A 12,617-nucleotide genomic window follows, 5' to 3' on the forward strand; every position below is an offset into this window, starting at 1 on the left:
AATGAGAATGCAGCGTTATCAGCATCGAAGTCTCCGTCGTCAGAAAGGGGTCGCCGCGATCTGGATGGGATTGATGCTTGTACCTATTATGGGCTTTACGTTTTGGGCAGTTGAAGGGACACGTTATGTTCAAGAAACTAGTCGTCTGAGGGATGCTGCTGAAGCAGCCGCTTTAGCCGTAACAATTGAAGATCAGCCAACGCTCGCTAACAATCTTGCGACTAAATATATTGAAAACTATGTACGCGATATCAAGTCAACGGCGCTGACCGCGCAACGATTTCATCAGGCAGAGAACCAAAATGCAGGTGTTCTGGAGTATATCCAATATACGGTTAACGCTAAAACGACACATGATTCTTGGTTTGCGAGTAGTTTTATACCATCGTTCGGTGACCAGCAAGATCTAGCAGGACGCTCCTTAGCGAGAAAATACCCAGTTTATCTGGGGGATAATAATATCGATATCGTGTTTGTTTCCGACTTTTCTGGTTCAATGAATAGCCGATGGGGTACTAATCGAAATAGAAAGATCGATGACCTAAAAACAGCCATTAATCAGATATCAGACAAAATTCTTTGTACATCAATTCGCCGTGACCAAGTAAACGGCAATGTGGAAGATGTATGCGATGAACAAGGACAAGACTCGACAGCAAATAAACTGCTTAACCGTGTAGGTTTCGTTCCGTTCAATATTCGCACTAGAGAAGTCATATCTTCTCAAAATGCTAGGTCAACGAGTCAACTTAGCTACAGAAACGATACTCACGCTAATCGTTCTACATACACCTACAACCAAGTACCATGGGATGCCTGGCGCGGTGAGTCGTGGAATCAAGTATCAAGCTGTGCCAATAATCCGGGGAACTGTAAACCTGTAAGAAACTGGAGTTGGAATCGTCGTCAAAACTGCTACTACAATGCCCGTTATTGCCCGCAAGAAGCGCTGAATAACCAGCAATATGCAAAACGAATAAATGATGTTCTGTCGAGAAGTTACTACTATCCAGATGACTACAATTATGTTGATTTCAATCAGACAGTATCCACTATGTTTAGCGACAAGTCAGGGTTGTCATCTAACTATTATCGAATTAACGGCGTCCAATTGTTCGCGGGTTTTGGTGACCAAAGCTCCACACAGTTTCACAATATTGCGTTAACTAACAAACTATCCAATCTCAATGCCATTTCACCAATGTGGGCGAACGGAAGCACCGCTGCATTCCAAGGAATATTGAGGGGAGCACAAATTCTTAAGCAAGGCGACCCCAATAGTTCCGATCAAGATAAGCAGCAAGCCTATACAAAGAAAATAAAAATGCTGCTCATATTAAGCGATGGTCAAGAGAGCCCTAACAACGGCATTTTGAGGGGACTAGTGAATGCTGGCATGTGTAATAAAGCAAGGCAGCAAATACCCGGCTTATACATAGGTGTGATAGGTATTAACTTTCAAGCTTCTCAACAAAGTGGTTTTCAAGACTGTGTTGTTGACCCCAACGAAGACATTATCGACGTATCCAACCTCGATGAATTGATTAAAAAGATAGAAGAACTCATCCGCAAGGGCTCTAAAACAAGCGGAATAACTAAGTTGTACTAGAGGAAAATATGAAAAAGTTAGTGATTGGTGCACTTGTCATGTCGACGTTGCCATACAGTCTGGCCGCAAAGGCAGGAGAGGGGCAAAGCGTTTATTGCGACAACACCTTTAGTGAATATCAACACAGTGTCACAGTCGGGAATATCACAGGTATTGCGCAGCATCGACAGGGCTTTTTGCAAATAGAACAAAAGTCAGATGATAGTGACCTTAAAATGCTTTTGGAAGGGGAATCTAATTTTGCTTTAAATCAGTCAGATTGCGCAACTTGGATAGGTGATGAGCGTGGAAAGGCAGAACAAGGAGGCTTAGTGGCACGTCTTCATTTTGGTTTTGACCAATCCAATCTCACTTCCATGGGTAGTGAAGCATTAAATCGTTTAGCAGATTCGCTAGGGAAACAAGCTAGCAATATCACTATAGATGGACACACTGACAGTACTGGACCTGAAGGGTATAACCAAGCACTTGGGCTGCAAAGAGCGTTAACAACCTCTGATGGCCTAATTTCAAAAGGCGTGGATAAGAGTCATATTGTTGTGCGTTCCTTTGGCGAAACCAAGCCGATTGCTACGAACTCAACGACAGAAGGCCGAGCGCAAAACCGACGTTCAGAGATCTGGGTTACTTCCGATAGCACGGTCAAATCAGTGGACAAATGATTCAATAACTAAGTGGTCATCTTGTCTTTTTAGGCGAGGTGGCACATCAAACAGAATGGAGTCATGGTGGATAGCAATAGAGTGGCAGTGGATAAATACAAAACAACGATAGCCATTATGGTCGTGATGACTTGGAGCAGTGTCGTCGCGTCATCGGAGCTTATTGATTTTGAGGAACAGACTAAGATCAATAATATCAATGCCGCTTATGAAGACCAATATAAGGCTGCTGGAGTTGATGAGAGTATCAGTAAGTACAATCAATTAAACTCTGATATAGAATCGGCAAAAACTAAGATAGCGAATAATATTGAGATGATTAAATCAGATACCGTTCAACTGCAAAACGGTCTGATCAATGGCAATTACGACGAATCTCTAATGCTGACTCTCCGCAGTTCGTCAGCCAATATTTCGACATTGAAGCATCAGCTGTCTTCATTTGAAAAGTCATTGGCTGAAACTGAGCAGAACCTTTCACAGGGGCAGCAACTGGTTGGACGATTGGCAAGAACCAAGAATGAAGAGCTTTTGTCACTGTATGAGAAAATTAAAGCTCGTCATATTAATGAATCTCGTCATGTTATAGATGACACGTACACAGGTAAGCTGTCATGTAATGTCGCTGATAGCATGTCTTCCTGTGTAAATCGCAATTTGCCGTCAATGAAAAACGCTTTTACTTTGAGTAAAGGTGGCTTATCGAGAATCAAACTGGTGAATTTCAAAGTAGTAGACGCCACTCAAAAATTGAATGGTGATGTAACCTATAATGTTGATGCAAGCTATAAACGACTCTACAGTAAAAATATTGAAGTTGAACTAAGAAAGGCGCTGGGGCTGGAGAAAGTCAGATTCGTATTACGCTCTAATTCGAAACAAACCGAATTTTACATTAACGACCAAAACGTCGGTAGTGGAGAGTTGGTAGACATCGATGGCGATTATTCGGGGATATACAATATCAAGGCAACCAACAAAGGGCAGGTGCAGTCACTACGCATACATGTTGAAAACGGGGGGGACTACTTTTTTCCGTTCTCAAAAAAGGTTTCCAACCTCTCTCCTAAGGCAGTTGCGAAGTCAAAAACACCCGCTACAAACCATCAGGTCGCTCGACAAGCTCAAGCGGTTATTACTTCAGCGCGACAGAAAAGTCTTGTAGGAAGTGATTCGCTCTATACCAATACGGTGGTCTACAAAGACCAGGCTTTTACTTATCTCTATCCGGTTTATAGAGGTAACAAAACGGCTCAAAAAGTCTTCCTTACCCGCAACGAGGCTACGGAGTATTGCGAGAAGAAGCTATCTTCCAAATTACCGAGTAAAACCGCCTATCAATATTTGGAACTGTATGCAGATTTAGCGAAGGGAGATTATTGGACCGCTGAAGGTAAGGTCTATTCCTCTCAAAAGCACGAAGAATTTGATAAGACATTCGATCGAAACCAATTTGTTTGTATGGTGAGTATGCTGAACTAGCATGAAAGTAACACAACGATTATTGATTTCGTGATCTACTGAGGTGCGCGCTTGCGTGCCTTTTTTCTTCTACTAAGCTTACTATAACTATCAGATGCTTAGGTAGATGCCCGTGTTAGATGAGAGTTCAACTCAAAAAACAATCAGTGACTCTAACCTATTCACTCTTTTATGCGTGCTTGTGGTCATCGCATTAAGCATCAAATTCTGGCCCGAGGTTACTCAATGGAACTTGGGTGATAACGATAACTTTCTACGGCTACATCAACTTCAAACCTTTATTGCGTCTCCGTCATGGTACATAAGACCACTTCAAGACTTTAACCCTCAAGATGGCATCATTATCCACTGGTCTAGATTGCCAGATATCCCTCTTCTGTTGGTTTATTATCTGACTGTTATTGTGTTTGGCGATACGGCAGCGATGCATCTTGCCATCACTTTCGTTCCTCTAGGTTATCTACTGGTCATTATGATTGTTTGGGGGAAATTGACATTTGAGTTGTTTGGAAAACCGCAAGCGTTTCTGTCTTTGGTATTCTCATCCACTTCATTGGCCGCTGCCAAATGCTTTCCGGGACAAATTGATCACCACAATATCCAACTTGTCATGTTCTCGTTGTTTATGTACGCATTTGCTTCCCCTGTTATAGGACGAAGGGCATTTATCTTTTTAACAAGTGTTAGTGTTTCATTGTCTCTAGCAATTGGGTTGGAAGTACTGCCTTTTTTCGTTTTGTTATTAGGTGTCTTTTGTCTGGTAAATATTAATAAACAGCCAGAGAGGCTGACTTGGTTACGTGACTCCTCATTCGCTATCTTCGTCTTAGGTTGTATAGGTGTGGGCGTCTTTTACGGTAGTTCTCAATTTTCCCAACCCAAATATGATGTTGTGTCCATAGGATTGCTAAGTTACTTTCTCGCTGCCAGTGTCGTTCTGAGCGTTGTAAGTCGCAGGGCGACAGTCATTACATTGTTTGCTGCTGCATTCGCGGTATTTGGTCTGATGCTTATCTGGAACTCAGAACCACTACGTTCCCCTTATGCGAACTATCCGGAGATTTTGAAGGTCTATTGGCTTAATCATGTCATTGAAGCGGAACCGCTAATCGATCCGTTGCGCTGGCGAGATACGACGCTCGCGCAGAAATTTACTCAGCAAAATGTCGTCTATGCGGTCAGCATCTTACCGGTACTACTGAGCTTCTTTTGTCTCAAATCAACAACCCAAAGGCTGCTGTGGGGGGTATTTATTGCGACTTTGCTACCCGCTTTGTTTTGGCAAGTAAGGACTTTGGCGTTTAGCTCGTTGGTGGCGATTCCACTACAGGCAGCATTAGGTTATTGGCTATTGTCTAGAATCAACGTCCCAGTGTTGAGGCTAGTATTGGTACTGATGATCTCTCCGATGGTAGCTGCGTTGACTGCTCAAATGTTTATTAATCAGCAGCAATTAGATGAGAAGAAAGTCAGTGATCTAGAAAGAATGCAAGTTGTTCCTTTTATTCAACAACAAGAATTACCGTCGAGTAAAGTGTTTGCTCCGATGGAACAAGGGGCACAGATATTGAGCTTGACGGACCATTCGGTGATTGCTGGCCCGTACCATAGGAACACTAGAGGAAATGTGCTGTACTTAAATGTGTTACTTTCAGATGATATGAAGGGAAGCCATCAAATCTTAAGCGGTGAACAGATTGACTATGTCTTATTTGATGCGTCAGATCGTCAAATCCCTTACTTAAAGCGCGATGCTTTGACAGGCAGTCTTGTCATGCGTCTTCTTTCCAGGCATCCCCCAGATTGGCTGAGGTTGGTGTCTAGTGATGGCGCCAACTTGTTCTTATATGAGGTTAAATAAAAGAGCCAAATTAGAAGAGATTAACGGCGGGCTCTGTTTATGGTTCGTTCAAGAAGGTTTAGATACATTCAAATATCGAAGTTGCTTAGCTTCTAGTCGACCTCTACTAACGTTATCTAGTACGATTCCTACCACCAAACAAATTACGGCAATCAAGGCAAATGCACTGGCTAGGATAGCTGTAGGAAACCTAGGTACCAATCCAATCTCCAGAAACTCTAAAATCACGGGTATGCCTAAAGATAAACTTATGACGACTGAGACAAAGGATAAGAGACTAAAAAACAGTAGCGGCTTAACATCGCGCAGAAGAAAAAAGATAAAGCCTAAGATTTTGAAACCGTCACTAAATGTTCGCAGTTTGCTGGTGGTCCCTTCAGGTCTGGCACGGTACTCGGTAGGAATTTCTTTTAATGCAACGCGCGTTTGCAGTGCATGTACAGTAATCTCCGTCTCGATCTCAAAGCCTAGACTTACAAGAGGCATTGATTTTACAAACCGTCGGCTCATCACACGATAACCAGTAAAAACATCCGTTAACTCAGCGTTGAAAAAAGTATTAATGAGTGACGAAAAGACTCTATTGCCGAGTATATGTCCTTGTGGGAAAGAAGATTCGACATAACTTCGAGTTCCTATGACCATATCCAACTTTTCAGTAACGAGAGTATTGACTAGAGTGGGTGCAATGGTTGCATCGTAGGTGTTGTCGCCGTCAATCATGATGTAAATATCAGCTTCGATGTCAGCTAGCATTCGTCTAACGACTTCTCCCTTACCTTGACGAGGCTCGTGGAAGACTAAAGCGCCGTGTTGTTTGGCTTCTGTGACGGTTTCGTCATTAGAGTTATTATCGTACACGATGATTTGCGCATCAGGCAGCGCTATTCGAAACTCATCAATCGTTTGACCAATAGCTCCTTGTTCATTGAAACATGGTATTAGTACTGCAACGTGTTGGCTTGTCATTTTTAATCCCTTAATAATAAACAAGTAAGCACTGGCTTCGTGTTGTTATTCAAGTTTAGGAAGCGACTCACAGGCACGCAAAAACCAGAAAAGGAAACTATCAAAGAGTCTTAAAAGTTAGAAAGCCGTTGGTAGCGAAGTAGGGGAGGAAGGCAGATAGAACGGGTTCACACTAATTGATTTTCAGTTCGCCACGGAAATTCCTAAAGGTGCCTGGACTCATCCCAGTCTTTTTCTTAAACACACGAGAAAAATAGGATACGTCTTTGTATCCGCATTGGTAAGCAATAGCGGAAATCTGAACTTGTGGGCTCTCCAAAAGCAGGCTTTTTGCGTGAACTAGGCGTTTCTCGGCAAGATAGTCACGGAAACTACTGCCAACTACTTTATGAAAAGTACGAGAAAAATGTTGTGTTGAAAGGTGGCAGTGCTCAGCTACATCGACCTCTTTTAGGTTATCGGTGAAATTTGCTTCAATAAAATCGATAGCATTATGAATCGCGTTGGACTCTTTGCTAACGCGGTCTCCAACGTTGTTAGACGTATTTTGAGGGGAAGTATTGGTACTACTGTTGACCAAACTTATGCCAGTCTCTTTCTCTAAGTTTTGAATAACAATTGATGTCTTTTTTAGGGCATGCTCCGACCCTAAGTCTATATGTGCATATACTAAATCACTCTCCAAATAGGCGTCAGGCAAATTTCCATCATGGAAAAGGACTAGAGATTTCGAAAGGTTTCTACATATTTTTAGAGACATCAATAGTGTTGATTCATCCATCTCTGAGTCGCAATAAAAGAAAAAAACGATTTCTCTAGGCTCGGTAAGCACAGAAATATCTACCTCCACGTCAACTAAATTTAATCTCTCTGCGAGAAACGTACGTATGACTTTTGGTAGAAACAAGGTTGATTTTCCAATCCAATAGGTCATATTCCACTCTCATATTTGCGACAATGTCGGTAAACTATACGTTTAGTCTATTAGCAACCGCAAAAAAATCCAGTTTAGAGCATAAAAATACCACTTAATCATATTTCCTTTCTCATTAATGAAACACTTATGTTCGTTAACTTGTTGTTTTTCTATTATTTTGCAATCTGAAACTCAAATTAGGAATGCACTACCTTTACTTTGGTATGGCAAAATATTATCAACGATTGTTTCAATATCTTATGTAAAAACTAATTCATATCTAGATTGGTGATATTAATAATTAATACGAAAGTTTAGGTCCGTATAAACTTAAATATCGATTTTGTATTTATTTGGTTTTTCAAAGGTCTCATAAAAATCCTACTTTTAATCATAATTATCCTAACTATTTAAATGACAGTTAACTAACTTCAAAGGGCTTAAAGCGAGACATTATGAAGGAGAACACCATGTCATCTATAAAAACGCTTGTTAAGGACTTTCTGAGCGACGAAGAGGGTCTTACTTTAATTGAATATTTACTAGGGGCAGCTCTGATTATTTTAGCGTTCGCCGCTGCATCACCTTGGAATGCTCTAAAAACAGCGCTTGATAATGTTATCTCTGATGCTGAGTCAGGTGGTTAAGAAGCTTAAACAGTAAAGTTCATATTAAAATCATTATAACGCAGGTGGTTCTTGTATCACCTGCACTATTCTAGGAAGTTAATTATGTACATCGGAATATGGAGTGTTCTGTTTGCTATTGTTGTCTTTGATGCAAAGGAGTGTCGAATCCCAAATAAGTTAGTGGTTTTGCTACTCGCTGTTGTTTTCGGCGACCTCTATATTATCCATGATGGGTTGCTTAATATTCCTTCGCAGTATTGGTTAGGCGGCGTAGTCGCATTTTTAGTATGCTTTGCACTATATCTTGGTAGGTTAATGGGAGCTGGTGATGTCAAGTTAATTGGTGCACTTGGTTTTTGGGTAGGGCTTGAAAGCCTGCTTCCGTTTGCTAGTGCGATAATCCTAATGGGTGCAGTTCAAAGTATATTCTATTTGGCACAGAAACTGGCTATTTCTCAACTAGATATAAAACAACACGTTAATCAATATCTAGCACACAACATTTATGGGCGCTTAACTCGTGCACCAATTGATGCTATCGAAATGAGAATTCCCTTTGCTCCGGCAATTGTAGTCGCACTCGCTGTGTACCCAATTATTGGCTAGAGGAATAACGAATGAACGCAATAACATCCGTTGAAAATAAACCACAGCTATCACCACAAATAGAGCCTCCAACAGTACCTGTGTCAATTGAAGAACTGGGTATTCCGCAAGTCGTTTTAGAAAATTTATTAATAAAGCATTTATCGCATGAAACCAAAATTGACTTATTAGGCTTATCGGGATTAATCGGTTTGAGTACTCACTTAGTACAAGAGTTGCTTGATGTTTTAAGAAAGCGTTCTCTAATCGAAGTCTATCAACCGGGTTCTGATGGGTCATTGAACCAAGGCGAAGTCGTTTCCACCAGTCGTATTTTGTATGGTCTTTCTGGACAAGGTTTGCAGGAAGCGGAATTAGCGTTCTTAAAAGATGCTTATATTGGCCCAGCACCTGTATCTTTAGGGGATTACTACCATATTGTCTCGATGCAAGATATTAGAAAAAATAATATTTCATATAATAATGTGATACATGCTTTAACAGGTGTTCATGGTGCTGAGTACATGGTGCATGTACTAGGGCCTGCTCTTAATTCGGGTAGGGCACTGTTGTTGTATGGTAATTCGGGCACCGGTAAGAGCTACGTTGCGGCTCAACTACTGAATGCATTCGATACGTCAGTATATATTCCTTACTCAGTGTACGCATCTGGTAGTGTCATAAAAGTATTTTCGGAATTACATCATACGCGTCTAGACAACAACTCAACGGCACAAACAATTAGTTTTAGTAAGCAATACGACAGACGTTGGGCGCTATGTGAGAGACCAAATATCCAGGTTGGTGGAGAACTTACAATGGATATGCTGGAGATTAACCACTCTGAGAGTAATAGAGTGTGGATGGCTCCCCTCCAAATGTTAGCGAATAATGGGCTGCTAATTATTGATGATTTAGGTCGACAAACCGTTCCTGTCGATACACTACTCAATCGTTGGATAGTTCCAATGGAGTACAGTGTGGATTATTTAGTTCTTCCTAATGGCCAACAGTTCTCTATTCCTTTTGTTCTGACATTGGCCTTTTCGACTAATCTAAGTCCGTTGGAAATTGCCGATCCAGCCTTCTTACGTAGATTAGGCTACAAAATTGAATTCCGACCGCTTACTGAAGAAACCTATTTAGAATTGTTTCACTCGATTATTGAGAGGGATGACTATTCAGTTAGTACGTTAACTATTGAGCACTTGTTACTACTGCATCGCCAGTTTCGGGTGCCATTTTATCCCTGCATACCTAAGGACATTATTGGTATATGTCGGGACATTATTAAGTTTGAAGAGAGAGAGCCTGAGATAACGCCCAATGTGTTAGAGGCGTCTTGGAGACTCTACTTTACTTCCGATGGATTGGAGGGAATTTAGATGAGTCGTAGTCAAGTATTTTTGTTAATGATGTTTTCCCTAGCGCTGGGCTTAGCCGCCGTCTTCTTTGCTAAACAATGGATGGATGATCAGATTAAACCGGAGGTCGTCACTGAAGTTGTTGAACGTGAGCCTGTTGTGTTTGTTGAACAAGATATTCCAGCAGGTACGGTAATTGAAGCAAAGCATTTGTCTATCAAGTTGCTTGAAAAAGATTGGAAGAGTGATGAGCATCATTTTGTAACCCTTGAAGAAGTCATTGGCAAGATAGCTAACTCGCCGTTGTATCAAGGCGAAATTCTTCATAATTATCGTATCGCTTTGCCCGGAGAAGGTTCCACATTAGCTTCCGTTATTGCAGAGGACAAACGCGCAATTACCATTCGTGTTAATGATGTAATCGGTGTTGCGGGCTTCCTATTACCAGGCAATAAAGTGGATGTAATGAACACCGTAAAACAAGGTAAAACAAGAGCTAGAACCTCGACGGTACTCAAAAATATCAAGGTGTTAGCTGTCGACCAAACCGCTCGTACAAAAGATAACAAGCCCGTAATCGTAAGAGCGGTGACGTTGGAAGTCACCCCTAAGGAAGCTGAGAAATTACTGACTGCGAAAAGTAGCGGTGAGATACAGCTGGCCTTGAGAAACCCCCAACAGCAAGACAAACCCATTGCCAAGACGCGTTATGTCGCCCCTCCTAGTGTCACCATTATTAAAGGGACGCAGTCTTCCAATATTAGAGTTAGAGACTAAGGAGAAATTATGAAACGGATTTTGCTCCTAATAGCGGCGATAGTATTCACGCTAAATTTAAGCGCTGCAACGCAAAGTGGCAAATATGTCAAAGTACCTCACCATAAGTCAAAAAACGTGATTTTGGCAGGTAAAGCAAAAAGGGTATCTCTTGGCGACCCTGAAGTCTTAGACATTGTGATGTTGCGCTCCAACGAGGTATTTCTGATTGGTAAAAAACTGGGATCCACCAACCTGATGGCGTGGGACAGTAGAGGACGTCTAATTGAGTCCATTGATGTTGAAGTAACACACGATTTAAATGGCGTTAAATCAAAGCTCTATGAGTTTTTGCCCAATGAAACCATTGAAGTACACAGTTCACAAGAAAAACTCATTTTGAGTGGTCAAGTCAGTAGCCAAGAGGTAATGAATCGTGCAGTAAAAGTGGCTGAAACCTTTACAGCTGGTGAGGCTGCTGATGCTGGGACTAGTTCATCTGATGCGGTGGTTGATGAAACTAAAGTAATCAACCTTATGTCAATTGGCGGTGCCCAGCAGGTAATGCTAGAAGTGACTGTTGCTGAAGTTCAGCGCAGCTTGGTTCGCCGGTTTGATTCAGACTTCCATTTCTTTAATCAGAACGGGAATTTTGGTTGGGGTGCAACTAGCGGCGGTGCAATTATCGATGATGTTGGTGGCGGAATTGGCCCAATTTTCGGTTCGCCATCAATCGATGAAACGGGATTACTTGCCACATTTTTGGATGGAAATACGCTCTTCACACTTGCTCTTGATATAGCGAAAGAAAATGGTGTGGCGAAGGTGCTCGCTGAGCCAAATCTAACCGCTCTTAGTGGTTCAAAAGCGGAGTTTTTAGCGGGCGGGGAATTTCCTATTCCAGTTCCTAATCGAGACGGTATCACTGTTGAATATAAAGAATATGGTGTAGGGCTGAAGTTTGTGCCGACCATTCTTACCGATCAGAAAATCAACTTAGTGTTATCTGTAGATGTGAGTGAAATCGCCAACTCAGGATCTTTGACACTAGACCCGATCGAGACAAATGCCACTTACGTGATTCCACCCATTACCAAACGAACAGCGGCATCAACCTTAGAGTTGGCAGATGGACAAACCATTGGGATAGCTGGGCTTTTGAGTGAAAACGTACGAGATGTTTCATCCAAAATGCCTGGAGTAGGTGAGATACCTGTATTGGGACAATTATTCAACAGCCAAGAGTTTATTTCGGGCGAAACGGAACTCGTCATATTGGTTACACCAAGATTGGCAAGGCCAATCGATAGAAGCAAGGTTGTCTTGCCGACAGATGCTTTCGTTAAACCTAATGATTGGGAGTTCTATCTACTTGGTAAAGGCTCTTATATCGCTGATATGGACGAAGCGACTACGGCTTATGAACCTGCTAATCAACAAGAGATTCCCTCTACCCAAGGCGGGTCTGAAGGTTCTTTTGGTCATGACCTCTAGGGATAAGGATAACCACTATGAAAACTGCATTTTTAACAATTTGTTGTTTGGTCATTGTTGGATGTGCAAATGACGCACCTCTAGGGCATTCCGTCGCGAAGGTACGTCATGCCCAAACTTACGACCATGGCGCAACGGCGCGTAACAAAGATGTTATCCCAACAGGAACAGGGGCTCGTATGCAAGTTGCTTACGATGCATATGTCGATCAATCCGCTTACGATGGTGAAGCTGAGAAAGTACTCGGGAAAGACCTCGTAAAGGAACGAACTACTGCTGACTAATCTTGC

The 12,617-nt window shown here is 41.9% G+C and carries 12 protein-coding genes; 10 read left to right on the forward strand and 2 right to left on the reverse strand.

Features of this window, described 5'->3' with window-relative positions; translation table 11 throughout:
- Position 1 precedes the first annotated feature (1 nt).
- From AWH66_RS15845 to AWH66_RS15860, 4 genes are all read left to right on the forward strand, one after another.
- Complete coding sequence (locus tag AWH66_RS15845) at positions 2-1,609, forward strand: pilus assembly protein (protein ID WP_063606279.1); 1,608 nt, start codon at positions 2-4, stop codon at positions 1,607-1,609.
- A gap of 8 nt (positions 1,610-1,617) precedes the next feature.
- Entirely contained in the window at positions 1,618-2,271 is a 654-nt protein-coding gene (locus AWH66_RS15850; protein WP_063606280.1) for an OmpA family protein, read from the forward strand.
- An 87-nt stretch (positions 2,272-2,358) separates the two neighbouring features.
- A complete protein-coding gene (locus tag AWH66_RS15855; protein WP_420882867.1) occupies positions 2,359-3,753 on the forward strand; it encodes a hypothetical protein in 1,395 nt (464 codons plus the stop codon).
- A gap of 112 nt (positions 3,754-3,865) precedes the next feature.
- The gene (locus tag AWH66_RS15860; RefSeq protein ID WP_063606282.1) at positions 3,866-5,614 is read left to right on the forward strand and encodes a hypothetical protein; all 1,749 of its coding nucleotides are present in this window, start codon (positions 3,866-3,868) and stop codon (positions 5,612-5,614) included.
- A 48-nt stretch (positions 5,615-5,662) separates the two neighbouring features.
- Here the strand turns inward: AWH66_RS15860 and AWH66_RS15865 are convergent, their stop codons facing one another.
- A complete protein-coding gene (locus AWH66_RS15865; RefSeq protein ID WP_071487859.1) occupies positions 5,663-6,583 on the reverse strand; it encodes a glycosyltransferase family 2 protein in 921 nt (306 codons plus the stop codon).
- A 172-nt stretch (positions 6,584-6,755) separates the two neighbouring features.
- On the reverse strand, positions 6,756-7,517 hold the full coding sequence (locus AWH66_RS15870; RefSeq protein ID WP_063606284.1) for a helix-turn-helix domain-containing protein: 762 nt from the start codon (positions 7,515-7,517) through the stop codon (positions 6,756-6,758).
- A gap of 452 nt (positions 7,518-7,969) precedes the next feature.
- Between AWH66_RS15870 and AWH66_RS25955 the strand changes: the two genes are divergently transcribed.
- From AWH66_RS25955 to AWH66_RS15895, 6 genes are all read left to right on the forward strand, one after another.
- Complete coding sequence (locus tag AWH66_RS25955; protein WP_167360963.1) at positions 7,970-8,146, forward strand: Flp family type IVb pilin; 177 nt, start codon at positions 7,970-7,972, stop codon at positions 8,144-8,146.
- Between the two features lie 84 nt (positions 8,147-8,230).
- The gene (locus AWH66_RS15875; RefSeq protein WP_063606285.1) at positions 8,231-8,734 is read left to right on the forward strand and encodes an A24 family peptidase; all 504 of its coding nucleotides are present in this window, start codon (positions 8,231-8,233) and stop codon (positions 8,732-8,734) included.
- Positions 8,735-8,745: 11 nt separating this feature from the next.
- Positions 8,746-10,098 (forward strand): ATP-binding protein, encoded by a 1,353-nt coding sequence (locus AWH66_RS15880; protein WP_063606286.1) that lies wholly within the window; start codon positions 8,746-8,748, stop codon positions 10,096-10,098.
- Entirely contained in the window at positions 10,099-10,854 is a 756-nt protein-coding gene (cpaB, locus tag AWH66_RS15885; RefSeq protein ID WP_063606287.1) for a Flp pilus assembly protein CpaB, read from the forward strand. It begins immediately after the preceding gene.
- Between the two features lie 9 nt (positions 10,855-10,863).
- Positions 10,864-12,327, forward strand: coding sequence for a type II and III secretion system protein family protein (locus AWH66_RS15890; RefSeq protein ID WP_063606288.1), 1,464 nt, complete (start codon positions 10,864-10,866; stop codon positions 12,325-12,327).
- Between the two features lie 17 nt (positions 12,328-12,344).
- A complete protein-coding gene (locus tag AWH66_RS15895; RefSeq protein WP_063606289.1) occupies positions 12,345-12,611 on the forward strand; it encodes a hypothetical protein in 267 nt (88 codons plus the stop codon).
- Positions 12,612-12,617 lie beyond the last annotated feature (6 nt).

This window comes from Vibrio barjaei, assembly GCF_001639065.2.
Taxonomy (GTDB): domain Bacteria; phylum Pseudomonadota; class Gammaproteobacteria; order Enterobacterales; family Vibrionaceae; genus Vibrio; species Vibrio barjaei.

What these genes read in the sequence shown, in the direction of transcription:
- AWH66_RS15870 (WP_063606284.1), bottom strand. Translation starts at nt 7,517, where the DNA reads ATGACCTATTGGATTGGAAAATCAACCTTGTTTCTACCAAAAGTCATA.
- AWH66_RS15895 (WP_063606289.1), top strand. Translation starts at nt 12,345, where the DNA reads ATGAAAACTGCATTTTTAACAATTTGTTGTTTGGTCATTGTTGGATGT.
- AWH66_RS15880 (WP_063606286.1), top strand. Translation starts at nt 8,746, where the DNA reads ATGAACGCAATAACATCCGTTGAAAATAAACCACAGCTATCACCACAA.
- AWH66_RS15850 (WP_063606280.1), top strand. Translation starts at nt 1,618, where the DNA reads ATGAAAAAGTTAGTGATTGGTGCACTTGTCATGTCGACGTTGCCATAC.
- AWH66_RS15865 (WP_071487859.1), bottom strand. Translation starts at nt 6,583, where the DNA reads ATGACAAGCCAACACGTTGCAGTACTAATACCATGTTTCAATGAACAA.
- AWH66_RS15875 (WP_063606285.1), top strand. Translation starts at nt 8,231, where the DNA reads ATGTACATCGGAATATGGAGTGTTCTGTTTGCTATTGTTGTCTTTGAT.
- cpaB (WP_063606287.1), top strand. Translation starts at nt 10,099, where the DNA reads ATGAGTCGTAGTCAAGTATTTTTGTTAATGATGTTTTCCCTAGCGCTG.
- AWH66_RS15890 (WP_063606288.1), top strand. Translation starts at nt 10,864, where the DNA reads ATGAAACGGATTTTGCTCCTAATAGCGGCGATAGTATTCACGCTAAAT.
- AWH66_RS25955 (WP_167360963.1), top strand. Translation starts at nt 7,970, where the DNA reads ATGTCATCTATAAAAACGCTTGTTAAGGACTTTCTGAGCGACGAAGAG.
- AWH66_RS15845 (WP_063606279.1), top strand. Translation starts at nt 2, where the DNA reads ATGAGAATGCAGCGTTATCAGCATCGAAGTCTCCGTCGTCAGAAAGGG.